General features: G+C 55.2%; 16 protein-coding genes and 2 rRNA genes (1 of these 18 running past the window's edge). 11 read left to right on the top strand and 7 right to left on the bottom strand.

The genetic code is table 11. The annotated features are described in order from the left end of the window. From J3D54_RS03205 to J3D54_RS03175, 7 genes are all read left to right on the top strand, one after another. A 23S ribosomal RNA gene (locus J3D54_RS03205) occupies positions 1–2,253 on the top strand (it extends 639 nt beyond the left edge of the window). A gap of 137 nt (positions 2,254–2,390) precedes the next feature. Continuing rightward, positions 2,391–2,506 (top strand): 5S ribosomal RNA (gene rrf, locus J3D54_RS03200). Positions 2,507–2,659: 153 nt separating this feature from the next. Further along, positions 2,660–3,325, top strand: coding sequence for a M24 family metallopeptidase (locus J3D54_RS03195; RefSeq protein ID WP_253416672.1), 666 nt, complete (start codon positions 2,660–2,662; stop codon positions 3,323–3,325). A 13-nt stretch (positions 3,326–3,338) separates the two neighbouring features. Further along, positions 3,339–3,692 carry a gamma-glutamylcyclotransferase family protein gene (locus J3D54_RS03190; RefSeq protein ID WP_253416671.1) on the top strand — a complete coding sequence of 118 codons (354 nt, stop codon included), beginning with the start codon at positions 3,339–3,341 and terminating at the stop codon, positions 3,690–3,692. Between the two features lie 326 nt (positions 3,693–4,018). After that, a complete protein-coding gene (locus tag J3D54_RS03185; RefSeq protein ID WP_253416670.1) occupies positions 4,019–4,471 on the top strand; it encodes a hypothetical protein in 453 nt (150 codons plus the stop codon). Between the two features lie 137 nt (positions 4,472–4,608). Next, positions 4,609–8,145 carry an AAA domain-containing protein gene (locus J3D54_RS03180; protein WP_253416669.1) on the top strand — a complete coding sequence of 1,179 codons (3,537 nt, stop codon included), beginning with the start codon at positions 4,609–4,611 and terminating at the stop codon, positions 8,143–8,145. A gap of 95 nt (positions 8,146–8,240) precedes the next feature. Next, positions 8,241–8,975 (top strand): tetratricopeptide repeat protein, encoded by a 735-nt coding sequence (locus tag J3D54_RS03175; RefSeq protein WP_253416668.1) that lies wholly within the window; start codon positions 8,241–8,243, stop codon positions 8,973–8,975. 57 nt (positions 8,976–9,032) lie between these two features. On the opposite strand, the gene J3D54_RS03170 is transcribed toward J3D54_RS03175, so the two are convergent. From J3D54_RS03170 to J3D54_RS03155, 4 genes are read right to left on the bottom strand one after another with little or no spacing between them, the layout of a single operon-like run. Further along, complete coding sequence (locus J3D54_RS03170; RefSeq protein WP_253416667.1) at positions 9,033–9,254, bottom strand: formate dehydrogenase subunit delta; 222 nt, start codon at positions 9,252–9,254, stop codon at positions 9,033–9,035. Next, positions 9,251–12,139, bottom strand: a complete 2,889-nt coding sequence (gene fdhF / locus J3D54_RS03165; RefSeq protein WP_253416666.1) for a formate dehydrogenase subunit alpha — start codon at positions 12,137–12,139, stop codon at positions 9,251–9,253. The genes J3D54_RS03170 and fdhF overlap by 4 nt, the downstream gene beginning before the upstream one ends. Then, entirely contained in the window at positions 12,136–13,695 is a 1,560-nt protein-coding gene (locus tag J3D54_RS03160) for an NADH-quinone oxidoreductase subunit NuoF (RefSeq protein ID WP_253416665.1), read from the bottom strand. The genes fdhF and J3D54_RS03160 overlap by 4 nt, the downstream gene beginning before the upstream one ends. Beyond that, positions 13,695–14,171: a formate dehydrogenase subunit gamma gene (locus J3D54_RS03155; protein ID WP_253416664.1), complete on the bottom strand. Its 477-nt coding sequence runs from the start codon at positions 14,169–14,171 to the stop codon at positions 13,695–13,697. Before J3D54_RS03155 ends, J3D54_RS03160 begins: the two co-directional genes overlap by 1 nt. A gap of 757 nt (positions 14,172–14,928) precedes the next feature. Between J3D54_RS03155 and J3D54_RS03150 the strand changes: the two genes are divergently transcribed. Then, positions 14,929–15,846 carry an Abi family protein gene (locus J3D54_RS03150; protein WP_301293312.1) on the top strand — a complete coding sequence of 306 codons (918 nt, stop codon included), beginning with the start codon at positions 14,929–14,931 and terminating at the stop codon, positions 15,844–15,846. A gap of 427 nt (positions 15,847–16,273) precedes the next feature. Here J3D54_RS03150 and J3D54_RS03145 read toward each other — a convergent pair whose 3' ends face one another. From J3D54_RS03145 to J3D54_RS03135, 3 genes are all read right to left on the bottom strand, one after another. Further along, positions 16,274–17,287, bottom strand: coding sequence for an IS110 family transposase (locus J3D54_RS03145; protein ID WP_301293311.1), 1,014 nt, complete (start codon positions 17,285–17,287; stop codon positions 16,274–16,276). A 170-nt stretch (positions 17,288–17,457) separates the two neighbouring features. Then, complete coding sequence (locus J3D54_RS03140) at positions 17,458–17,787, bottom strand: hypothetical protein (protein WP_253416661.1); 330 nt, start codon at positions 17,785–17,787, stop codon at positions 17,458–17,460. 302 nt (positions 17,788–18,089) lie between these two features. Continuing rightward, positions 18,090–18,722, bottom strand: coding sequence for a hypothetical protein (locus J3D54_RS03135; protein ID WP_253416660.1), 633 nt, complete (start codon positions 18,720–18,722; stop codon positions 18,090–18,092). An 854-nt stretch (positions 18,723–19,576) separates the two neighbouring features. Here J3D54_RS03135 and J3D54_RS03130 point away from each other — a divergent pair. The 3 genes from J3D54_RS03130 (at position 19,577) to J3D54_RS03120 (ending at position 24,936) form a co-directional block, all read left to right on the top strand. Next, a complete protein-coding gene (locus J3D54_RS03130; protein WP_253416659.1) occupies positions 19,577–21,892 on the top strand; it encodes an ATP-dependent endonuclease in 2,316 nt (771 codons plus the stop codon). After that, entirely contained in the window at positions 21,885–23,840 is a 1,956-nt protein-coding gene (locus tag J3D54_RS03125; protein ID WP_253416658.1) for a UvrD-helicase domain-containing protein, read from the top strand. Before J3D54_RS03130 ends, J3D54_RS03125 begins: the two co-directional genes overlap by 8 nt. Positions 23,841–24,399: 559 nt before the next feature. Beyond that, entirely contained in the window at positions 24,400–24,936 is a 537-nt protein-coding gene (locus tag J3D54_RS03120) for a hypothetical protein (RefSeq protein WP_253416657.1), read from the top strand. The last annotated feature ends 54 nt before the right edge of the window (positions 24,937–24,990 follow it).

Here is a 24,990-nt window from a genome sequence, read left to right as displayed (position 1 = left end):
GCGTCTAGTCGCTGGGAATAGACCCGAAACCGGGCGATCTATCCATGGGCAGGTTGAAGGTTAGGTAACACTGACTGGAGGACCGAACCGACTACCGTTGAAAAGTTAGCGGATGACCTGTGGATCGGAGTGAAAGGCTAATCAAGCTCGGAGATAGCTGGTTCTCCTCGAAAGCTATTTAGGTAGCGCCTCATGTATCACTGTAGGGGGTAGAGCACTGTTTCGGCTAGGGGGTCATCCCGACTTACCAAACCGATGCAAACTCCGAATACCTACAAGTGCCGAGCATGGGAGACACACGGCGGGTGCTAACGTCCGTCGTGAAAAGGGAAACAACCCAGACCGTCAGCTAAGGTCCCAAAGTTATGGTTAAGTGGGAAACGATGTGGGAAGGCTTAGACAGCTAGGAGGTTGGCTTAGAAGCAGCCACCCTTTAAAGAAAGCGTAATAGCTCACTAGTCGAGTCGGCCTGCGCGGAAGATGTAACGGGGCTCAAACCATACACCGAAGCTACGGGTATCACTTAGGTGATGCGGTAGAGGAGCGTTCTGTAAGCCTGTGAAGGTGAGTTGAGAAGCTTGCTGGAGGTATCAGAAGTGCGAATGCTGACATGAGTAACGACAATGGGTGTGAAAAACACCCACGCCGAAAGACCAAGGTTTCCTGCGCAACGTTAATCGACGCAGGGTTAGTCGGTCCCTAAGGCGAGGCTGAAAAGCGTAGTCGATGGAAAACAGGTTAATATTCCTGTACTTCTGGTTATTGCGATGGAGGGACGGAGAAGGCTAGGCCAGCTTGGCGTTGGTTGTCCAAGTTTAAGGTGGTAGGCTGGAATCTTAGGTAAATCCGGGATTCTAAGGCCGAGAGCTGATGACGAGTGTTCTTTTAGAACACGAAGTGGTTGATGCCATGCTTCCAAGAAAAGCTTCTAAGCTTCAGGTAACCAGGAACCGTACCCCAAACCGACACAGGTGGTTGGGTAGAGAATACCAAGGCGCTTGAGAGAACTCGGGTGAAGGAACTAGGCAAAATGGCACCGTAACTTCGGGAGAAGGTGCGCCGGTGAGGGTGAAGCATTTACTGCGTAAGCCCACGCCGGTCGAAGATACCAGGCCGCTGCGACTGTTTATTAAAAACACAGCACTCTGCAAACACGAAAGTGGACGTATAGGGTGTGACGCCTGCCCGGTGCCGGAAGGTTAATTGATGGGGTTAGCTAACGCGAAGCTCTTGATCGAAGCCCCGGTAAACGGCGGCCGTAACTATAACGGTCCTAAGGTAGCGAAATTCCTTGTCGGGTAAGTTCCGACCTGCACGAATGGCGTAACGATGGCGGCGCTGTCTCCACCCGAGACTCAGTGAAATTGAAATCGCTGTGAAGATGCAGTGTATCCGCGGCTAGACGGAAAGACCCCGTGAACCTTTACTATAGCTTTGCACTGGACTTTGAATTTGCTTGTGTAGGATAGGTGGGAGGCTTTGAAGCGTGGACGCCAGTTCGCGTGGAGCCATCCTTGAAATACCACCCTGGCAACTTTGAGGTTCTAACTCAGGTCCGTTATCCGGATCGAGGACAGTGTATGGTGGGTAGTTTGACTGGGGCGGTCTCCTCCTAAAGAGTAACGGAGGAGTACGAAGGTGCGCTCAGACCGGTCGGAAATCGGTCGTAGAGTATAAAGGCAAAAGCGCGCTTGACTGCGAGACAGACACGTCGAGCAGGTACGAAAGTAGGTCTTAGTGATCCGGTGGTTCTGTATGGAAGGGCCATCGCTCAACGGATAAAAGGTACTCCGGGGATAACAGGCTGATACCGCCCAAGAGTTCATATCGACGGCGGTGTTTGGCACCTCGATGTCGGCTCATCACATCCTGGGGCTGAAGCCGGTCCCAAGGGTATGGCTGTTCGCCATTTAAAGTGGTACGCGAGCTGGGTTTAGAACGTCGTGAGACAGTTCGGTCCCTATCTGCCGTGGACGTTTGAGATTTGAGAGGGGCTGCTCCTAGTACGAGAGGACCGGAGTGGACGAACCTCTGGTGTTCCGGTTGTCACGCCAGTGGCATTGCCGGGTAGCTATGTTCGGAATAGATAACCGCTGAAAGCATCTAAGCGGGAAACTAGCCTCAAGATGAGATCTCACTGGGACCTTGAGTCCCCTGAAGGGCCGTCGAAGACTACGACGTTGATAGGTTGGGTGTGTAAGCGCTGTGAGGCGTTGAGCTAACCAATACTAATTGCCCGTGAGGCTTGACCATATAACACCCAAGCAATTTGAGTCGAAAGGCCAGATTGCGGTGTGTGAAGACGCAATGAACCGAAAGTTCGCACAACACACAAACTATCGCATACCCAATTTGCTGAAGCGTCGAAAGACGGTTCGGTACCCGAATTTCTTGACGACCATAGAGCATTGGAACCACCTGATCCCATCCCGAACTCAGAAGTGAAACGATGCATCGCCGATGGTAGTGTGGGGTTTCCCCATGTGAGAGTAGGTCATCGTCAAGATTAAATTCCGAAACCCCTATCTGCGTACGCAGGTAGGGGTTTTGTTTTGTCCGCAGGAAAGTTCGTACAGCATGAATCATGGCTATATCTTTTTTATCGAATATCGCAATATATAAAAATATATAGCGATAATTCGTACAAAAGGAATGATCGATGACAACGGCCCTGAGCGGTAAAGAAGCAGTAGGCGAGCGTTACACGTTGGAAACGATGCGCCATGCCCAGCAGATGACCTGGAAGGCCATCGAACAGATCGCTCGGGTTATTTCTCCCGGCATGCATGAGTCCGAAGCCCAGTTACGGGGTAAACAGATTCTGTCGGAGCTTGGCATGGATCGCATCTGGCACCCACTGCTGATCCGCTTTGGAGCCAATACACTCAAGACGTTCAAACAACGCTCCGATGGCGATCCTGTACTAGGTGACGAAGATATTTTCTTCATCGACATGGGCACGGTCTGGCGTGGGCACGAAGGTGATGCCGGGGCGACTTTCACCACGGGTTCTGACCCGGAAATGATCGCCTGTGCCGCGGCCTCCCGGGAGCTTTTCAATCGGGTAGAAGGTTTTTGGCGCAGCGAGCGGGTTTCCGGCATGGAGCTTTACCGCTATGCGGCCGACCAGGCGCAAGCCATGGGGTGGAAGCTCAACCTGGACATCAAAGGCCACAGAGTCAGCGATTTTCCTCATGCCATTCACCGTGGTGGCGACCTCGGGGATTTAGACCAATGCCCGACGACAGGCCTGTGGATTCTGGAAATCCAGATCGCCCACCCTGAGCGCCCTTTCGGAGCGTTCTACGAAGACTTGCTTATCTGATCGAGGAATCCTCATGCCAAACCAAACAGAGCAACCGGTTCTGCTGTTTTCCTACGGTACCCTGCAGGATCAGGCAGTCCAGCTGTCCACCTTCGGGCGCGAGTTGAAAGGGCGCCTGGACAGCCTGCCAGGTTACAAGCAGAACCTGGTCGAGATAACCGATCCGGCGGTGTTGGCCGCTAGTGGGAAAACCCATCATCCCATCGTGCAGGAGAGTGGCGATCTGTCGGACGAGATCGCCGGCACTGTTTTCGAGATCACGGCCCAAGAGCTGGTCGCGGCCGACGAATACGAGGTGGCGGACTACAAACGCGTCAGTGTGACCCTCAAGTCCGGCATCAGCGCTTGGGTCTATGTGCGAGCCTGATTGCTGGTAAGGGCGGCAGTAACTGTGCGAGGGCAGACAGATTTGTCTCAGTTTCGCTGTAGGCTTCGGAGGGGATGACGACCGGAAGACTTCCATTCTCCGTATCATCCCCCTGAAATCAAGACAGTGACTGGCTAGCCGCTCGCGCTCCACCAGAGCGTAGTCATCGAGCGCGTTGGTGCTATTGCCGGTGCAGGTGGGGTAGGGCACAGGTCATCACAATCGCCTTCGGTCACTTCGTGAATGAAGGCGCTATGCCATCATTTTTTCGTCTGCTAAGGTTCTGGCGCATAAATGGATCCACATCTCACGGAACGGAGTAGAAGATGTTCAAGTCTCTTACGGATAAAGCGCGAACTCTGTCAGGCGGAATCGCCGACAAGGCCATGGCAGCCAAAGACAGCGTGTCCGGCAATTTTTCGGCAGGCACATCGAAAGCCTCGGAGTTTTTGGAAAACAACTGGGGCAAGGTCGAAAACGTTTTGGTCAATGGCCTACTGACTGTCACGGAAGAAAAGCTCAAGGATGATGAGGTCTTCATCATGTTGGTCGAAAAAGCTTATGAAATGCTGCCAACGCCTGTCCGTTTGATCCTCTCTCGTACGATGTTCATCAATCACACCCTGACCCGTCGCGAAAGCCTGGTCGCCAAGTTGCGGGAGAAAAAAGCCCTGCGTTTGCTCAACGATAGTGCGTTGACCAATCAGGCGTTGCTCATTGATGACGGCAGTCTGATCGAGTCTGTTGAAGCCCCCGCGATAGTTGTTGCCAAGGTCTGATTGAGCGGGGCTGAACTTGCCTCCGCATTATGGATCCCCCCAGCCAATGGGCTTGCGAAAGAACGCATGGGCCCATTTCCGCTAATGCCTGGCCATACACAGTGGCATCAGGTGCACGACATGACTGAATCAGGACGATGAACGAAAATTCTCTTAAATTCGCCAAGTATTGGCGTAACTCCCTTGTCGATGCCGAGAATGGCTGCGGCGGTCTGAAACCCGATGACTTGGCTGGCCATGCTCACCTCCCGCTCGAAGCCTTGCGCGCCGGTTACTTGGGAAGCGAGTTCGTCGAAGCGCTATTCAAGGATGAGCCCCGGCAATGCCAGACACTTGAAGTCACCATTCGGCCTTGGGTATTCAAGGCGCGACTGGAGCACGGAAAACCCCGTAGCGGGATGCATGCACTGGTTACACCTCTGCTTGGGCATGTGCAGATAAATCGTCACGGGCAACTTTTCCCGACTAAAAACACCGTTATTCCGCGAGATATCCTGGAGCCTCTGGAGTCAGGCAATTTCGCGTTGGGTGATGTCGCGGACGTTGATCGATTTTTGGCAGTTAACACGCTGCCAGCGTTCGAGCCCCCGGAGGAAGGCCAAGCCGCCGCGACCGACGAATATGCCGAACAGTGGGCAACGTATCTGAGTTTTTGTCAGCGTTTTGTCGACGAAGTGAGCGCCGGCTGGCTGCAAGGCGATAACGGTTACGAACGATCGAATGAATGGTGCCTGTTCAAAGAAGAAAAGGTATCCGGCGCCAGTAAGCACATTGTGCGTTTGTATGATCACCTGCGTGATACGGCGCCCCAAAGCGCACTCTTTGAACGCTACGCCAGTCAGGTATCGCTCGATCCTGAACCCTGCTTGCCTCCAAATGCCGGTTTCGCCACGCGTTTGGGACATGCCAGTGATGAGTATGCGTTGGCCAGTGAGCAACGTGATGCCTTGGCACATTTCCTGGCCTCCAATGACGGAGACATTCTAGGGGTGAACGGGCCGCCCGGTACGGGCAAGACCACCTTGCTGCTATCGGTTGTGGCTTCGTTGTGGGCCAAGGCTGCGTTGGCTGGAGCAGAGCCTCCTGTGATTGTCGCCAGCTCTACCAATAACCAGGCGGTGACTAATATTCTGGATGCCTTCGCCACCGACTTCGCCTCTGGCAGCGGGCCATTTGCCGGCCGCTGGTTGCCGAACATCAAAAGTTTCGGAGCTTATTTTCCGAGCAAATTTGCAGACCCGGAATCGACGCGCAAATATCAGTGCCAAAGCTTCTTTACCGGTACCGAGTCTGCCGATTACCTGGAACAGGCCAAAGACGAGTGGTTGAGCAAAGCATCAACGGCCTTTCCTTCCTTGCCTTCACTCACTGTGGAAGCGGTTGTTGGGCAGTTGCACCACGCGCTGCAAGCTCGTTCTAATGAATTGCGCGACATCGAACGCTCATGGCAAGCCCTGACGACCGCGCGCCAGGCACTTGTGGCGGTGTGGGGCGATGATCCTGAAGCCGGTATCGCGGCTGCGCAGCAAGACGTGCAGAAACTCAAGGCCAAAAGCGCTAAACAAAAAGCGCTGGAGCATTCGTTCCGGCAGTACCTGGCCAACGAATCCCTTTGGTACGTGATCTTCGCCTGGATTGCACCGATTCAAGAAAAGCGCTTGCTTCGCGCACGGCTTCACCTTGAACAGAGCCTCGACGCTTTGCAGGCATCGGAACCGTTGCTGAACGAGGGTCAATTAGCCGAGTTGCTCGCACTGGCCAATGTGCCGGCAATCAGCGACACATTGGCCGCCTGGCGTGCCACGACAAGTGCCGAGATCAGCGTACTTGAGGCGAAAATCAACGCCACAAAAGACTTGCGGCTAGCGCAACAGCGCTGCCTGGAGAGTTGGCGATCAGCACTGGTGCCGCTGGAACTGGCTCCCGATGTTGTTGCCGATGACATGACCTTGAACGATTGCGATCCGTTGGCGGACACGCGGATTCGCTTTCCAATCTTCTTGCTGAGCACGCATTACTGGGAAGGGCGCTGGTTGCTTGAAGTCGAGCAAACATTGCCGCAAATTCTCAAGGATCAAAGCAAGAACGGCCGTAAGGCCCTGGAAAAAAAATGGTATCGCTGGATGAAGTTGACACCCTGCGTCGTGTCGACTTTTTTCATGTTGCCCGCACATATGAAGGGCAGCAAGCATAACGGCAATGGTCTGATCGATGACTATATGTACAACCTCATCGATCTATTGATCGTCGACGAAGCCGGTCAGGTTTTGCCCGAGGTCGCAGGTGCTTCTTTTGCCTTGGGCAAGAAAGCCCTGGTCATCGGAGACACGTTGCAAATCGAACCGATTTGGTCGATCCCGGACTCGGTGGACATCGGCAACCTGTTTGGTGCTGATCTGCTGCCACGTGTCGGCGTCGATGAAGCGTATGGAAAACTTTGCACCACGGGTGTGAGTGCGGCATCGGGCAGCGTGATGCAAATTGCCCAGAATGCCAGTCGCTATTGGTACGACCCCGACATGGACCGGGGCATGTTCCTGTACGAACATCGTCGTTGTTATGACTCGATCGTCGATTACTGCAACACCCTGTGTTACCAGGGCAAGTTGGTGCCCAAGCGTGGAGCTAAACCTCAAGGCGGCCTGTTGCCAGGCTTGGGTTATCTTCATGTCGATGGCCTCTGCCGACAGCAGAACGGCCGCAGCCGCATGAACCGTCTCGAAGCCGAAACAATCGCTGCGTGGATCGCTGCCCACCGCGAGAAACTGGAAGAGTACTACGGTCGGGAGTTGTGGAAGATCGTGGGCGTGATCACGCCCTTCGGCGCGCAATCCCAAGCCATTGCCGATGCGTGCGCCACACGGGGTATCAAGACTGGCAAAGGTGAAGGCGAACTGACCATCGGCACCGTTCATTCCTTTCAGGGCGCGGCGCGGCCGCTGGTGATCTTTTCCGCGGTGTATTCCAAGCACGCCGATGGTGGCTTCATCGATCGACGACCGAGCATGCTCAACGTGGCGGTATCCCGGGCCAAGGACAGCTTCCTGGTATTCGGCGACATGGACCTGTTCGGTATGGTGCCTCCCGGCAAGCCTCGTGCCCTGCTCGCCGAGTACCTGCTGCGCGATCCTGCGAGTGAACTGGCTTTCGAATACCTGCCGCGCAAAGACCTGGAATCTCCCCGGTCAACGCTTAGCCATCTGATAGACGCGGATGCTCACGACAATTTTTTGTTGAAAACCTTGGCCACCGCAATGCGTGAAGTACACATCGTTTCGCCATGGATCAAGTTGAAACGGATCCACGAAATCGGCGCATGGGAGGCCATGAGTGCTGCGGTTGAGCGAGGCGTCAAAGTGCGTGTTTATACCGACAGGGATTTCAATATTCCAGAACAGTCGCCAGACACTCAAGCTAGAAGAGATGAACTCAAGCACGCGATTGAGGCCCTACGAGGCCAGCGTATCGAATCTTATGTGGTAGCCCGGGTGCACAGCAAAATCGTCATGGCCGACGATGAGTTGCTGTGCATGGGATCATTTAACTGGTTTAGTGCGAACCGTGGCCGCTGGGCCAACTATGAAACCTCAATGGTCTATGAGGGGCCGGATGTGACAGGGGAAATTAAGGTGCATCGGGAGAATCTTGTGTCACGGATAGATTCGCGGCACTGACATCAGGGCCTAGTCGCTCAGCGGCCAGGCCAGCAGAGATTCCAGGTTATTGCTGCGATCAGAACCAAGGGTCGACGTTCAAACAGAGAAATAATATGGACATTAAATTGCGCCGCTTCATACAGATTGGAACGATTCTCCTGCCTCTTACTACACCGTTTTTTGCTCAAGCGGATATTACCGAGGAACAAGCGACCGCCAATTGCCTCAAGATCAGCGAGTATTCCGCCGAGGGCGGGAAGTACTACAAGCTCAAACAGTACGCCAAGGCTCGGGAACAATATGAGCAGCAGGCTGGCTGGTCTGAAAGCTGTCAGCTGGACGAAGCGAAAATTGCCCTGGCCTACAATAACGTTGCACTCACCTACCTCCATGAAGGCAATTACCTGAAGGCCCGGGCGTGGCTGAGCATCCTGCCAGACGACAAAAAGTCGATCTTCAACCTTGGCAAAAACGGTGGCGAAATCGAAAACTCGCTTGAGAAGCTTCCGAATCAGCCAGAAGGGCAATATTGGCAATATGCCGGGGCGGCGTTATGGAACACCATAACGATCAAGCCACAAGGCCAGCGATACAAAGTTGATTTCCAGGGTTATTACGCCGGCCTGATGGCGATGTACTACGGCCCCAATATCGGTGAATTTTCAACGGTATTAGCGGTTGATAACGGCAAGGCGCATTACGCCATGAGTGAAGAAGACAATGGCGACTGTGCCTACGACTTCGACATTAAAAAAGGCCTGCTCACGGTAACGCGCACGGCCGGTGAGTCATGCGGTTTTGGCCACAACGTGGGCGCTGAAGGGGTTTATCAACGGGTCGAGTTCTAGTTTGAAAATATGGAAAGCCCCGAAAAGCTCGGGGCTGATTCCAAGGGATCAATGAACCTAAGCCTCCCAGCCCGCCCCACTGACCGCTGCCTGCGCCAGTGGGTGCAAGTCTGCCCCCTGATGCTCCGTCTGCCAGGCCAGCAACTCCTTGCGCATGCCGGGCGTCCAGTACATCTGCAGATGATTACGTACGCCGAGCACGGCCTGTTGCGGGTCCGGTTCGCTGGCGAAGTACTGGGCGATCTGGTTGGCCATTTTGATCAGGTTGTCCTTGCTCATCGGCGTACCTCGGCTTTTGTCCCGGCGCTACGTTCATGGCGACGTTCGTCGAGCAGGCGTTGTTGTTCGTCGCTGAAGGCCTGATAGCGTTTTTGCCACTCGGAAGGGTGGTAAACGCGGCTGACTTCCACGGCGGTGACCTTGTACTCCGGACAGTTGGTGGCCCAGTCGGAGTTATCCGTGGTGATGACGTTGGCCCCCGATTCCGGGAAGTGGAAGGTGGTGTACACCACGCCCGGGGCGACCCGTTCAGTGACCCGCGCCCGCAGTACGGTCTGGCCGGCGCGGCTGCCGATGCCGACCCAGTCACCTTCGTTGATCCCACGGCTTTCGGCGTCGGTCGGGTGGATTTCCAGGCGGTCTTCGTCGTGCCAGGCAACGTTTTCGGTACGCCGGGTCTGGGCGCCGACGTTGTACTGGCTGAGGATGCGCCCGGTGGTCAGCAGCAGCGGATAGCGACTGTTGACCTTTTCCTCGGTGGGCACGTAGCCGGTGAGCATGAAGCGCCCCTTGCCGCGCACGAATTCCTCGATGTGCATGGTCGGCGTGCCGTCCGGTGCCGCGGCGTTGCACGGCCATTGCAGGCTGCCGTGGCTATCCAGTATGGCGTAGCTGACGTTGGTGAAGGTCGGCGTCAGGCTGGCGATTTCATCCATGATTTCCGACGGATGCTTGTAGTTCATCGGATAGCCCAGGGCATTGGCCAAGGCCACCGTGCCTTCCCAGTCGGCCTTGCCGCCCAGAGGTTCCATGACCTTGCGTACCCGGGAGATGCGCCGCTCGGCGTTGGTGAAGGTGCCGTCTTTTTCCAGGAACGAGGCGCCCGGCAGGAACACATGGGCGAACTTGGCGGTTTCGTTGAGGAAAATATCCTGAACCACCACGCATTCCATGGCTGACAGCGCCGCAGTGACGTGTTGGGTATTGGGGTCGCTCTGGGCGATGTCTTCGCCCTGGCAATACAAACCCTTGAAGCTGCCGGCCAGTGCAGACTCGAACATGTTGGGAATGCGCAGGCCCGGATCGGGTTGCAGGGTGACGTTCCAGGCCTGTTCGAACTGCGTCCGTACCACCTCGTTGGAGACGTGACGGTAACCGGGCAGTTCGTGGGGGAAGGAGCCCATGTCGCAGGAGCCCTGAACGTTGTTCTGTCCACGCAGCGGGTTCACGCCCACGCCTTCGCGACCGATGTTGCCAGTGGCCATGGCCAGGTTGGCAATGCCCATGACGGCGGTACTGCCCTGGCTGTGCTCGGTAACGCCCAGACCGTAGTAGATCGCCGCGTTGCCACCGGTGGCATACAGACGGGCGGCGGCGCGGATGTCGGCGGCGGCTACACCGCAGATGTCGCCCAAGACTTCCGGCGAGTTTTCCGCGCGGCTGACGAACGCTTTCCAATGGGCGAAATCAATGTCCTCGCAACGGGCGTCGATAAAGGTCTGGTTGAGCAGGCCTTCGGTGACGATGACGTGGGCCAGGGCGTTGAGCATGGCGACGTTGGTGCCCGGACGCAGGGCCAGGTGCAGTTCGGCGCGGGCATGCACCGAGTCCACCAGATCAATGCGGCGTGGGTCGATGACGATCAGCCGCGCGCCTTCGCGCAGGCGGCGCTTGAGCTGCGAGGCGAACACCGGGTGCGCATCGCTGGGGTTGGCGCCCATCACCAGGATCACGTCGGCCTGCATCACAGAGTCGAAACTCTGAGTGCCGGCGGACTCGCCCAAGGTTTGTTTCAGGCCATAGCCGGTCGGCGAGTGGCAGACCCGCGCACAGGTGTCGACGTTGTTGTTGCCAAACGCGGCGCGCACCAGTTTTTGCACCAGGTAGGTTTCTTCGTTGGTGCAACGGCTGGAGGTAATGCCACCAATCGAGTCGCGGCCGTATTTTTGCTGCAACCGGCGGAATTCGCTGGCGGCGTAGGTCACCGCTTCATCCCAGCTGACTTCCTGCCAAGGGTCGTGAATGGACTTGCGGATCATCGGCTGGGTGATGCGATCCGGGTGGGTCGCGTAACCCCAAGCAAAGCGCCCCTTGACGCAAGAGTGGCCGTGGTTGGCCTGGCCGTTTTTGTCCGGAACCATGCGCACCAGCTGGTCGCCTTTCATCTCGGCGCGGAACGAACAGCCCACGCCACAATAGGCGCAGGTGGTGATCACGCTGCGTTCGGGCTGACCCAGTTCGACCACGTTTTTTTCCATCAGCGTCGCGGTCGGGCAGGCTTGCACACAGGCGCCGCAGGACACGCATTCCGAGTCGAGGAAGTTATCGCCACCGGCCGCCGCCACCCGGGATTCGAAACCGCGCCCGGTAATGGTCAGAGCAAACGTGCCCTGGGTTTCTTCGCAGGCGCGCACGCAGCGGTTGCAGACGATGCACTTGCTCGGGTCGTAGTCGAAGTACGGGTTGGACGTGTCCTTCACGTCGTCCAGATGGTTCTCGCCCTCATAGCCGTAACGCACTTCCCGCAGGCCGACCTGGCCGGCGACGGTTTGCAGCTCGCAGTTGCCGTTGGCCGAGCAGGTCAGGCAGTCCAGCGGGTGATCGGAGATGTACAACTCCATGACGTTGCGGCGCAGGGTCGCGAGTTTCGGCGTCTGGGTGTGCACGGTCATGCCTTCAGTGACCGGCGTGGTGCAGGACGCCGGATAGCCGCGCATGCCGTCGATCTCCACCAGGCACATGCGGCAGGAGCCGAAGGCTTCCAGGCTGTCGGTGGCACACAGTTTGGGAATGGTGGTGCCCAGCAGCGCAGCGGCGCGCATTACCGAGGTGCCTTCGGGCACGCTGATGCTGCGACCGTCGATGTTCAGGGTGACTTGCACGTCGCTGTCGCGGGCGGGTGTGCCTAGATCGATGTCGGTTTTCGGGTCGAAGAGGGTGATCATTGGTCGGCCTCCGAAGATTGCAGACCGAAGTCGGCGGGGAAGTACTTGAGGGCGCTGACGACCGGATAGGAGGTCATGCCGCCCAACGCGCACAGCGAACCGTATTGCATCGTGTCGCACAGGTCCTTGAGGATGATCACCTGCTCATCACGACCGCTCTGGTCAGGCGCAGCGAGCAAGCGGTCAATGACCTCCACGCCCCGGGTCGAACCGATGCGGCACGGCGTACATTTGCCACAGGATTCCTCGGCGCAGAACTGCATGGCGAAGCGCGCCATGCGGGCCATGTCCAGGCTGTCGTCAGCCACCACCACACCACCGTGACCGAGCATCGCGCCCATGGCGGCGAAGGCTTCGTAATCCAGCGGCGTATCGAATTGCGAAGGCGGCACCCAGGCGCCGAGCGGGCCGCCCACCTGCGCGGCCTTCAGCGGCCGGCCACTGGCGGTCCCGCCACCGTAGTCTTCCACCAGTTCGCGCAGGGTCAGGCCAAAGGCCCGTTCCACCAAACCGCCGTGACGAATATTGCCCGCCAGTTGGAAGGGCATGGTGCCCAGTGAGCGGCCCATGCCGTAATCGCGATAGAACTTCGCACCCTTGGCCAGAATCAGCGGCACCGAGGCCAGCGTCAGCACGTTGTGCACCAGGGTTGGCAAGCCGAACAGCCCTTGCAGCGCAGGGATCGGCGGCTTGGCGCGGACGATCCCGCGCTTGCCTTCGAGTGAGTCCAGTAGCGCGGTTTCTTCACCGCAGATGTAAGCGCCGGCACCGACGCGCACTTCCATATCGAAAGCCAAGCCGCTGCCGCCGACATTGGCGCCGAGGTAACCGTTGGTCCGGGCAATCTCCAGCGCGTTGCGCAGGGTAATCACGGCATGCGGATATTCCGAGCGCACATAGATGTAGCCATAGGTGGCACCGACGGTAATGCCAGCAATGGCCATGCCTTCGATGAGCAGGAAGGGGTCGCCTTCCATCAACATGCGGTCGGCGAAAGTGCCGGAGTCGCCTTCGTCAGCGTTGCACACAATGTATTTCTGCGCCGCCTGAGTGGCGCGCACCGTGCGCCATTTGATCCCGGCGGGGAAGGCCGCGCCGCCACGGCCACGCAGACCCGAATCGAACACCTCAGTCGCGGTCTGTTCGCCACCGAGGGTGATGGCTCTTTTCAAACCCTCGAAACCGCCGTGATCCCGGTAGTCGTCGAGGTCCAGCGGCTGGGTGATGCCCGCGCGGGCAAACAGCAGGCGTTGTTGTGTCTTCAGATAAGGCAACTCTTCCACCAGGCCCAAGGCCAGTGGATGGGCGGATGGCTCGCCTTGCAGCGCCTCAAGCACTGACGGCACATCGGCAGCGGTGAGCGGGCCGAAGCCGATACGGCCTTGTGGGGTGTCCACTTCCAGCAGCGGTTCCAGCCAATACAGGCCGCGCGAACTGGTGCGTTTCACCTCCAGGGGCACAATGCGTCCCCGGGCATGGGTGATAAGAGATATCACAACATCTTCGGCACCCACGGCCCGGGCCAGAGAATCACAGGACAAATAGAAAGCCGGCATCATGCGTCCTCCCGGCAAGCGTCGAGCAAGGCATCGAGACGCTCAGGATTCAGCCGCGCATGCACCTGACCATCCAGCTCCAGGGCCGGCGAACAGGCGCAGGCACCAAGGCAATACACCGGACGCAGGCTGATACTGCCGTCGGCACTGCTGCCGTGGTCATCCAGTTGCAGACGGTCGCGCAATTGCGCCGCGAGCTGCTCGGCGCCGCGGCTCTGGCAGGACTCGGCCCGGCACAGGCGCAGGATATGTCGGGCCGGAGGCGCGGTGCGGAAGTCATGGTAGAAGCTGATCACCCCGCGAACCTCGGCCTGACTCAGGTTAAGGGCGTGAGCAATCTCGGGAATGGCGGCATCGGGGATGTAACCAATGCCCTCCTGAATCTCATGAAGAATCGGCAACAGTGCGCCCGCAGAGCCCTTGTGGCGCTCCAGCACGCTATTGACCATAGGCAATTGCAACATCTCATCAGGCATTCAGCATTCCTCACGGTCACGGACAAACCAGATGGTTGTCGGTCGTCCGAAAGTGTCGGCTGCGGCACTCACACCACGTCACGGTATCGTGGCAATTTCAGGCCGTTGGCCAGGGCACCCTGAGCGGGCATCTTGTTGTGCCCGGCGCGGTCTTTGCCGCACCTCTTCAGGCATATCACGCAGCTTGCCACGCCGCCTTTGAATCATCCGCACCAAAGCGACGTGTTTGGTTCTGCCTACGACTATTCCTTAAGTCTAGATGAGCGGGGTGTGGGGCGCTCACGCACTGGCTTAATGCTTTGAGGGCTTGTCGATGGGGGATGTATAGCAAGCATTACGGGTGAGAAACAGCATCAGATCTGTGGGGGATTTCAGGGAGCAGATGCGTCTGATTGATCGGTCATTGGCCACCTCCGATGACGGTGAGAATATCCCTACCGCTATTTCGGAATGGCCTGACAACAATCCGCAGTGCTCTGTTTTAGGCTGCTCACAAGCGCGCGCCATCGTCTGCAACAGATCGTCGCAAACCCGCATAAACTCTGGTGTTTACTGCGTTTTCTGTGACGTACACATTGACAGGGTCATCAGGCTACGGCAGCATTAATTCCAATCGCGCCCGATCCTCTGGTGCTGGCTTAGTCCGGCATTACGTTCGGGCCTTCTTGTTTCTGGAACATGGAAGTTGTCTAGCCCAGCCCCTCCGAAGCCGTTCCGTACATACCCTGATTTGGTTGCGTTGCTGGCCAGCAGGGGGATGCAAATCCATGACCCGTCTCGTGCAGAACGCAAGCTCGTGCAGCTAGGGTATTACCGTCTCAGCGGTTACTGGTACCCGGCGCGAGAGTTCAAGATGAACGGCCTGCAGCAAGACGTCTGCTCGGTCACGGGCAAGCCTTTTCGTCTCGACACTTTCCAGGTCGCCACCTCTTTCGACACGATCGTAGACCTTTACAAGTTCGATAAACGATTGCGAATGCTGATGCTGGATGCAGTCGAGCGCCTGGAGGTTAACCTCAAGACCGTGATGGCTCACGAGGTTGGGTATCACGACCCGATGGCCTACGCCAATGTTAAATTCATTCTGCACAAATGGACTCAACCGTACACGGACCGCCGTGGTAATACGCGAAACAAGTGGACAGAGTGGAGTGTGAAGCAACAGTCGCACATTGCGCGGAGCAAAGAGGACTGTATTCAATGGCACTTGCGAGCCGGTAAGTCCATTCCCGTATGGGGCGCGGTGGAGGCATGGGATTTCGGGGATCTCTCGGAGTTTTTCGAGCTGCTCAATAGCAAGTATCAAAATCTCATACTCACGCGCCTCGGCTTGAACAACGCCAAGATGCTCAGTCGATGGATGCAGCAAACCAGCCATTTGCGCAACCGCTGTGCGCACCATACGCGTATCTGGAATCAGGCTTCGCCCAACCCGTTAGCGGTCCCCGCCGCCCCGTATTTTCAGACGTTGGGGCTGGATCAACATGCGCTCAAGCGGCTGTACGGATTAGTCGCGGTCATATGGTTTCTGCTGCAGAGAATTGCACCAGCTTCGACCTGGATCCGCGAAGTTGCGGATCTGATCGACACCAAGCCTTCTATGCCGGGCTGCACTTTCAAAGCGATGGGGTTCCCGGATGAAACGGGGTTCCCTCGGAAACTGTTCGGGATTTAGCTGGCTTCTGGGGAAAAGGGGGCACCCATTAGCCGGTCTCGAGTCAAGGCTAAAAGCCAACTTGCCCTGCAGCTTTTGCTGCGGGGTTTCTCCTATCACTAAACCCGACTGGTTGAACCCGTCGTATCCGTTTCCTCATCGCTGGCTACGACCGAGTCGTGCCTGACACCCATGTGGATCAAGCGGTAGCGATACACCCAGCACCGCCCTGGCAGTCAACTGCCCCAGAGAAACGTTGGTGCCGCCAAATGTCCAAAAACGTGTCACAGATCTGTGGTTCGTGCAAAAGCACGTCCAGTCTCAACGGGCTCATTTGGCAGACGACCCGGTTACAACACACTCAGGCGGTGACAGCCGGCCGCCACTCAGATTTTATGGCTTACGCCAGTCCCTTTTTGGTTGATCGGCCATCACCTTAACTCGCCCTTCAGGCGAAACAGCGCTTGGCATCAAAAGGCTGTTTCTCCTTCAAAATGTGGTAACTCGCCCGCGCCAGTTTGTGCGCCAGTGCTTTGGTAGCGACCACGGCGTTGGTCTTGGCTTTCTTTTTCTCGAAAAAGCGTTTGGCGTCCGCACTGAAGCGTCGCGCAAAATTGGCCGCTTCGATAAAGGCCCAGATCAAGTAAGCATTGCCGTTCTTGGTGTTACCTTCGCCCTTTTTCTTGCCGTTGGAGTAATGCGCACTCTTTACGCAGCGGGCATAAGAGGCGAAGTTGCCGACATCGGCAAAGCGCTCGATATCGCCGGTTTCCAACATGATGACCGTGGCCAGGACTTCGCCAACTCCAGGCATCGTTTTTAATAAATAGAACTCGGGGCGCAGGCTGGCCTCATGCAGCAATCGCTCCTCGAGAACATCAATTTGAGTCTGTAATGCCTGGACAATGGCGACATTGGCTTTCATCGCCAGAGCCACCTCCGTGGACAGGCCCAGCCTATCCACGGAGGTGGCTGACAGGCTTTTGACTTCATTACAGGTCAGCCGGTGGCCTGACTGGCGCGCCATGATGTTTTCAGCGGCCAGAATGTGCTGTGTCCTGCTGCGTACCAATTGAATCCGTTTACGTGCCAGATCGCGCAGCGCTCGCTCTTGCGGCGGATGGATATAGCCAGTCGGCAATATCCCCAGCCGCAGCAAATGCGCCAGGAACGCTGCGTCATCCTTATCGTCGGAATGCTTTAAACCGTTGTAGCGTTGCATCGCCACCGGGTTGGCCAGTTTTACCTCGAAGCCTGCCGCCTTCAGGCCGTCGACCAGCCAATACCAGTTGTACGTAGACTCGACCACGACACCGAGCAATTCTCCACGATGTGGTTCGAGTAGCGGGAGGATTTGCGTCAGCTCATTGGGGCAGCGTCGGCTGACCAAAACTCGGTCCGTTTCGTCGGTAACCACCACAACGCTGTTGTTCGAATGCAGGTCTATGCCACAGAATTTCATCACGGCCTCCTCACAGCAAAAGTCTAAGTTCGCACCTTGAATTTTGCGCCACCTCCGTGAGGTGGGGAGGCCGGCCAGATGATTCTCAGATTTATTATTGGATAAGACGTGGCGATCTACGTCGGTCCGGCTATCGAGCGCTACCGCTTTTTGGGTCGCCCAACCTTAATTTATTGAATGTCTTTCAAATAATCCTTGAGCGCAACGAGCGGGGTATCAAGCTGCTCAATCGTCTGAATCCCGGCAAATTCAGCCGCCAACCTCTGCAGCTCCCGCCCCAACGGCTTATCCACACCACCGACGGCCTCCAGCGCCAACCCCACACACTCATCCACCTTCACCTGAATCGCCTCAACATCCCCCCGACGCACCAGCAGCTCAAACACATCCCGCTGGTAATCACCCATAACCAGATCGTCACGCAAAATCGGACTTGAATCTTCCGTCTCGTAAGCCAGTTTCAGGGAGAAGAGGGCGACGCTTTCCAGCTGCAATTCCATGAGGGAATCCTTGTGAAATGTTCCACCGGTGCGGGACGTGCGTAAGAGAAGCAAGATCAAAAGATCGCAACCTTCGGCGGCCCCTACACGACAGCGGTGCGGGCAATGGCTTTTCTACAGGCGAAAAAAAAGGCCTTGCTAAGCAAGACCTTTCTTAATTTTGGTGCCCGAGGGAGACTCGCTCGGGTGGCAAAACATAAGGCCTGCAGCGCATTTTGATAATTTGGGATACAAGCTGGGATACAAGCCGAGTACGGCTGTGTCAAATGATGAGTAAGCCCCTCTCTCCCATTTCTTTCGGTCTAGTGGTCAATTTTTCTTAGCCGCTCTATTTTTTCATCATACGGTGTGTAGCTTGACCTGTCGTCAAACATGTCCTCGGTGATCAGCAGCTTGTACTCCGCGCATGTCTGCCATTGCATATCAGATGAGGAGACGATTTGGAGCGTCAACGTCATCTCGCCGCTTTCCTTATGATCCCACCGGTCACTTTCTAGAACTGCGTGCAAATCCTTCTGATCGTTAGCGCCCAGTGTCGATGGATACCACTCTCGAAGAATTGCGGTTTTGAGCCATTCGAATCGTTCGCCACGGCATTGATTAAATTCTGCGTAGTCGACTATCCACTTTGGATAGAAGACAAATTTTCGATGGGTCCTATGGCTGGCCAAGTCACCTATGATCCGTATGTCTAGGACCTCTCCTGGCTTTTTGCCAAGATTGTAAAACGACAGCCCGATGTCGAAGCTAGGAATCCACCAACTTTTCCTTTCCTTATCCCCAGAGATCTGGGGTGTGATCTTGTACAGACGGAAAGTCGGTGTGTCGTGAGATAGCTTCAGTTCGAAAGGCTTCAGGCTGTTCAGCCACAGTGATACCAGCGATGTCAGAAGCGCGAAGCCGCTCACTATTAATGCTAGTCCGGCAGTAGTCATCAATTTATGCCTAGGTAATAGGATGATTTGGAGTGCCGGTGATGATAGCAATACGCCTTTCGTTCGCTACAGTGGTTTTGACTGCCGGGGCCCCTGGAGATTACGCCTCCTCACGGGGTCGGAAACCCGCGGGGTTTTGGTAGTGGGAGCTGCTCCAGCTTACTGAAATTTCAATGCTGAAATTGAAAGGATCTTGAAGAAAAAGGAGCATCGTTACCGTATCGGCAATGGTGACCTCAGATCGGTCTTTTCGTAGGGCAAATGCACAGGTGAACAGGCAGTTCACCAGGTTCACCTGTTCACTAAGCTGTGCACTTTTCCGCTAACACGATCACGCGGGTTTCCGACCCCGTACCCACCGAACATCCCCAGGGTCCCAGAAGCTGTCGATGCCCGTCGTGCATCTTGCCTGTTCGTTGTTGGCAGAAGGCACCTCCAAAGCATCCTGGCGTTCGGCAACCCATCGTTCGAATTCTGCATTAGTCGATACCAAGCCAGCATTGCTTTCGCTGGCGGCGCTATCACCGATGGGGTGTGGGGGGGGCGAAAAGACGTGTTACAGGTGTTGCGGGTGTTACGAACGATGTTAACTAATTGAATTTACGAGATTTTGTTGGTGTTACACACCGTTCATCTGTCACGTGCGTCGGGTGTTACAAGCCATATAGGTGTTACAGCAGCGTTTACAAATTCGGGTAAGCCGTGAGCCGCAATCGGCCAGAAGCAGACACTCAAATCGTCTACTAAACTGGGACGATGCAAAACCTGCACGCCCTAATGGAAAACGGTCACTGGCTTGATGTGTTTCGGAAATACAGCTTGCTATAGATTTCAAAAATCAGCGGAGGATTTTCGTGCATCTTCACTCGTATCGTCTCAGAAATTTTCGACGTTTAAAGGATGCTCATATTGAGCTGGCTGACGATATTTCAATATTCGTAGGATCGAATAACAGCGGCAAAACGTCGGCAACTCAGGCAATCCATGCATTCGTGACGGGTGGAAGGGATCGTTTCAGCCTCTATGATTTCAGCTCCTCATGCTGGAAGAGTTTCGATGAAGCTGGAAATATCGACTTAGCCGGCCCAGTACCTCGGGGGTTCTCGCTTCCAAGTATAGATCTTGATCTTTGGTTCGAGGTTGCAGCGCCAGACCTCTATCTAGTGATTCCCTTGCTCCCTAGTACTGCGTGGGAAGGAACCAAAGTTGGTATACGAGTTTCCCTGACTGCTAGAAACCCCATCAACCTCATTCAAAACTTCCAAGAAGCTAAGGCCAAAGGTGCTGCGCAGACAGCGGAACTGCCGCCCGAGTCGCAATATATTCCTTGGCCGCGTTCTATGACGGATTATCTCCAGCGTGAGCTCAAGAGCGAATACGAGCTGCGCTACTTCATCTTGGATTGCTCGCAATTTGATGAGAGCTTCCGCGAGGTCGGCGATTATGTTCCAGATGAACTAGGTGGAGAGCCAGGCGGCGGAACGATTCTAAAGTCTCTTATTCATATCGACAATCTGGGTGCTCAACGACACCTTGCTGATCCTAATCCGGAAGCCGGCGCAAGATCAGAAGACCTGTCAAAGCGTCTGAGCCGTTTCTACAAGCGCAACCTTAATCAGAGGCAGGACGATCACATAGCCTTAAAAGCGCTGTTCGACTCTGAGCAAGCGCTCAACATTCACTTGGATGGCGTTTTCAAGCCGACGCTTGATCGGCTCGCCAAGCTTGGCTATCCGGGCGTCAATAACCCGCGACTGAAGATAATGTCAGCGCTAGACCCCGCGCACGTCATGAGCCAGGACGCACGGGTTCACTACCAGATAGGAGATGGCGAAGACACGGCCACCCTTCCTGATAGCTATAACGGGCTTGGGTTCAAGAATTTGATCTACATGGTTGTGGAGATTCTCGACTCCCAAGCTAGGTGGGCGACAATGGACAGTCGCCCTCCATTGCACCTACTTTTTGTGGAGGAACCAGAGGCCCATCTACACGCCCAACTCCAACAGGTATTCATACGCAATATTCTTGAGCTTCTGAATATAGAGGGCGATGACGGAAGCATTTTTGGCAGTCAAATGGTCATCACGACCCACTCCCCGCACATCCTTTACGAGCGAGGCTTTAAGCCGATCCGCTACTTCCGACGCAAGAAAGTTGGCAAGGAACAGTTGACGGAAGTACTTAATCTATCGGCGTTCTACCAATCCCAGCCGGATGATCGTGATTTTCTAGAACGATATCTTAAGCTGACACACTGTGATCTATTTTTCTCAGATGCAGCAATTCTGGTTGAAGGCAATGTTGAGAGATTGCTCCTTCCTGTCATGATCCGGAAGAGCGCAAAAACTCTCCGCTCAGCTTGTCTATGCATCTTGGAGGTGGGCGGTGCCTTTGGGCACCGCTTCCAGTCGCTCATCGAGTTTCTCGGTCTGACAACTCTGATCATCACCGATATTGATAGTGTTGCCCTCGTAGCACAGGCGGCTGACGATGCCGTGGATGACGAGGAAGTCGAAGAGTTTGAGGTTCCAGCCGACGCGGAAGACGATGCAGCAGGGCAGGCTCTGGACAATGCGCAAGATCCAGTTCAAGAGCCTGTAGTCCCAGCGACTAAGAAGAAATATGGGAGAGCTTGTTTGCCCAGTGAACCGGACGCTGCAACTTCGAATCAAACACTCATTAAATGGCTTCCGGGGAAGCTCACAATCGAAGACTTGCGTAACGCATCGGAAGCGGACAAAACTCACGTGCTCGAAGACGATGCGAAGGTTCGCGTGGCCTATCAGACTGAACGGGCTATCACTTGGAACGGGGCCACCGAAACCCTCTGCGGGCGTACGCTAGAAGAAGACTTCGGCCTCGAAAACCCGGACTGGTCCCAGTCCATAGCGAGGAAGCCTTTAGGCCTGATTGTGAAGGGCGAAGCCGCTGGTCCTGCTGCTCTTGCCAAAGGCCTCCATCAGAGGGTTTCGCGGAAGAGTTTCGATAAAACGAAGTTCGCGCTCGCCGTTCTCACTGAGGACGAGAAAGCGTGGGATGTACCGACTTACATCCGTGATGGGCTTGTCTGGCTGAAAGACGAAATACGGATCGAACTCGAGGCCGTGCTGCCTGACGCCATTCTCATCGCCGAAGAAGATGGTGCGATAGGAGGCGAGCATGAGTAGCCGGGCGAACAAGCCGGACACCCAGGCCGACATCGACCTGCGGAACTGCCTTGGGAATGCTCCACCGCGTAGCTTCATCATGAAGGCCGGTGCTGGTTCCGGAAAAACCACGTCGCTAATTAAGGGCCTGTCATCGGTCATCCAAATGCACGGCGATAAGCTGAAGAAAACTCGTCAGCGCGTTGCCTGCATTACCTACACCGAGATTGCGGCCGGAGAGATTTGGAGGGATGTCGGCAGTGACCCCTTAGTTCACGTCTCGACGATCCACAGCTTCATGTGGCTGTTGGCAAAGCCTTTTCAGAACGACATTCGCGTCTGGGTGTCGGGGCGCATCGTGGAAAAAATAGAGGCCCTTGAAGAAAAGCGGGCAACCTATGGCCCTAGGGTTCAACAGCGCACGAAGGATAAGGACACCCGAGACTTGGAACGCCTCCATCGGCAGTCGGGGCGGATCGCGGCAGTCAAAGGATTTCGATACGGTACAGGTAGCAATTACGCGAAGGGTATTTTGGGACATGACGACATTCTGAAACTCGTCCCCTATCTCATTGCCGAACGCCCCCTCTTCCGAACCCTTCTCGCGCGCCAGTTTCCGTTCGTATTTGTGGACGAGAGCCAAGACACGACCACAGAGGTTGTGGAATCTCTGAAGACCGTCGAGCGCGAACCCGGGGTCACATTTTGTCTTGGATTCTTTGGCGATCCGATGCAAAGAATCTACGCTACGGGGACTGGACAGGTTGAAGCAGAACCTACTTGGGCCGACATTCCGAAACCTGAAAATTTCCGGTGCTCAACTAAGGTTCTGAATCTCGCGAATGCCATCCGTCGTGACGGTGATGACCTCGTTCAAATCCCTGGAAACCGGCTAGGTCCTGAGGGCATCGTTCAAACCCCTGAAGGTTCAGCGCACCTTTTCATTTTGCCTGCAGACGATACACGCGACGCGAATTTGATTCGAGTACGCGAATGGATGGCGGCACATACCGGTGATGATCATTGGCGACCAGGTGATGACGACCAAGCGTGGGTAAAGCTTCTCGTCATTGTTCATCAGATGGCTGCAAGGCGCTTAGGATTTGGAACTCTCTACGCTGCGCTCAACTCCAAAGCTCCCTCAGCGTTCAAAGATGGCTTTTTAGACGGATCTGCATGGCCTATTTCGCCGTGTGTAAAGTTTTTGATCCCGATCGCTATCGCTCATACCAATGGTCGACAGCTTGAGGTAATGCGATTGATCCGAGACTATTCACTTCTTCTTGATAAAGAGTCCCTTTTCGAGGTGAGTGTGGAGAAGCGCCTTAAAATACTCGGCGAACTTGTTGCTTCGATCGCAGCAGGCATAGCAGGGAATTCGGGTGCAACGATCGGCGACCTTTTGAAACAAGTACATGCCTCTGAGCTACTGATCCTCGACCCTAGGTTGGTATCGTATTTGGACCCAAGTGCAGCTGTGCCTGTTCAGCCCGAGCCCGAAGTAGGAGAGGACGATGACGATGACGTTCAAGAAGACGATGAGTCCGAAAAGGAAATGGTTTCCATGGATGCTTTTCTAGCGTGTCCCGCAAGCCAGCTTTTGCCTTACCATACCTACATCTCGGAACGCTCCCCTTTTTGGACTCAGCAAGGCATAAAAGGTGCTGAGTTCGACAGGGTACTTGTGGTCTTAGATGACGCTGAAAGTAGCCACTTCCAATTCTCCTATGAAAAATACTTAGGCCTTAAAGAACTATCAGATAACGACAGAAAACATATAGATGCGGGTGAAGAAACAACAGTGGATCGAACGCGCCGTCTTTTTTATGTGAGCTGCACAAGGGCGCTTAAAGACTTGGCTGTAGTACTTTTCACGGTTGATCCTGAGCAGGCAGAGGCTCACATACGTCAGCTTGATCTTTTTGAAGATGAGGCGATCCACACTGGAGCAGTTTTCGAGGCAGCATAAGCGATTCTCGCTCGGAAGATCGGTCAAGAGAATTTCCACCACCTCATTCAGACGCTTTACCGCGAGCACGCCGTGAACTCTGAGGCAGCCATGGGCTGAGGTATTAACCGCACATGTCGCTCGTCAATGGATATCGCTTTACCGTGATCAATAGGCCCTCGCACTCTGAATCGCCTCTAGGCTCACAGACAACTTCGAATGACCGCTTCTGGCCGATTCTGTTGAAAAAGTCGGCCATGGTTTCCACGGCAGAAAAGTACGCGCCTGAGATTGAAATCTGTGTTTTGGGCAGAAGGTTCAGAACTCGGATTTCACGTAGCAGCGTGCAAAGGAGGTGTTTTCTCCCATCAATATTCGAGCGTTTTGGGCAAACCGACTTTTTCAACAGAATCGGCCGATAGCTGCCCGTAATGAAGGGCCGCAATCGACCCTGAGCTGCCCTTCGCCGAGAGCAGCCCACGGCCAGAAGCAGCCATGGACACGCCGCTAACAATTTCGTAATTTCAGTGTGACCGTGTAGTGTTTTCCTGCCCGTTAGCTTAATTGTTAGGACTACAAGATGATCTGGGAGAGTTGGTACTGGAAGCAACCGCTGCTGGAGGTGGCGGAGCGTCTTGAGAGTTTCAAGGCGTCCAATGATCTATCCGAAGACCAAATCGCTCAAGTGGAGCGAGACATCTTCATTGGTTTCTATTCAGTAAGGAAGCTTTTCGAGGCCTCCGCCAAGATTACAGATAGGACACGCGGCCTTTCTCTCTTCCTTCAAAAACATTCAAACCTAAAACCCGTAACGTGGCGAAATAACCACAAACTCGACGAGCTTTATGACCTGTCCAGGAGTTGTAAGGAGACTCGGGATGTGCTGTTCGTTTGTGGGCGAATTATCCACAGCTTCGTTTTTGCGCCCTGCGAGTCAGAAACCGGCGGCCTTTACGGGGCGTTCTTTAGCTCTGATCGGGATAAGGACAGCCACTTGTACTTCATCAATATTGATCAAGTGATTTCATTATTTACCCAAGTTGGCAGTGATGATCCTTGCCACATTGAACTTTCTCGCGATCCAAGTACGGGCACAGAGATAATGGTAGTCAGGTGAGATCTCCCGTACTTTTTCAGAATTGATACACGGTATCAGAGTTGGCGGATTTAT

Origin of the sequence: Pseudomonas sp. GGS8 (assembly GCF_024168645.1) — a bacterium.
GTDB lineage: Bacteria > Pseudomonadota > Gammaproteobacteria > Pseudomonadales > Pseudomonadaceae > Aquipseudomonas.
Note: the sequence above shows the minus strand (reverse complement) of the source record. Positions and strands in the feature narration are given on the sequence as shown.

Excerpts from the sequence above, each read along its gene's own strand:
- J3D54_RS03195 (WP_253416672.1), top strand. The coding sequence starts at position 2,660 with ATGACAACGGCCCTGAGCGGTAAAGAAGCAGTAGGCGAGCGTTACACG.
- J3D54_RS03190 (WP_253416671.1), top strand. The coding sequence starts at position 3,339 with ATGCCAAACCAAACAGAGCAACCGGTTCTGCTGTTTTCCTACGGTACC.
- J3D54_RS03185 (WP_253416670.1), top strand. The coding sequence starts at position 4,019 with ATGTTCAAGTCTCTTACGGATAAAGCGCGAACTCTGTCAGGCGGAATC.
- J3D54_RS03180 (WP_253416669.1), top strand. The coding sequence starts at position 4,609 with ATGAACGAAAATTCTCTTAAATTCGCCAAGTATTGGCGTAACTCCCTT.
- J3D54_RS03175 (WP_253416668.1), top strand. The coding sequence starts at position 8,241 with ATGGACATTAAATTGCGCCGCTTCATACAGATTGGAACGATTCTCCTG.
- J3D54_RS03170 (WP_253416667.1), bottom strand. The coding sequence starts at position 9,254 with ATGAGCAAGGACAACCTGATCAAAATGGCCAACCAGATCGCCCAGTAC.
- fdhF (WP_253416666.1), bottom strand. The coding sequence starts at position 12,139 with ATGATCACCCTCTTCGACCCGAAAACCGACATCGATCTAGGCACACCC.
- J3D54_RS03160 (WP_253416665.1), bottom strand. The coding sequence starts at position 13,695 with ATGCCGGCTTTCTATTTGTCCTGTGATTCTCTGGCCCGGGCCGTGGGT.
- J3D54_RS03155 (WP_253416664.1), bottom strand. The coding sequence starts at position 14,171 with ATGCCTGATGAGATGTTGCAATTGCCTATGGTCAATAGCGTGCTGGAG.
- J3D54_RS03150 (WP_301293312.1), top strand. The coding sequence starts at position 14,929 with ATGCAAATCCATGACCCGTCTCGTGCAGAACGCAAGCTCGTGCAGCTA.
- J3D54_RS03145 (WP_301293311.1), bottom strand. The coding sequence starts at position 17,287 with ATGAAATTCTGTGGCATAGACCTGCATTCGAACAACAGCGTTGTGGTG.
- J3D54_RS03140 (WP_253416661.1), bottom strand. The coding sequence starts at position 17,787 with ATGGAATTGCAGCTGGAAAGCGTCGCCCTCTTCTCCCTGAAACTGGCT.
- J3D54_RS03135 (WP_253416660.1), bottom strand. The coding sequence starts at position 18,722 with ATGACTACTGCCGGACTAGCATTAATAGTGAGCGGCTTCGCGCTTCTG.
- J3D54_RS03125 (WP_253416658.1), top strand. The coding sequence starts at position 21,885 with ATGAGTAGCCGGGCGAACAAGCCGGACACCCAGGCCGACATCGACCTG.
- J3D54_RS03120 (WP_253416657.1), top strand. The coding sequence starts at position 24,400 with ATGATCTGGGAGAGTTGGTACTGGAAGCAACCGCTGCTGGAGGTGGCG.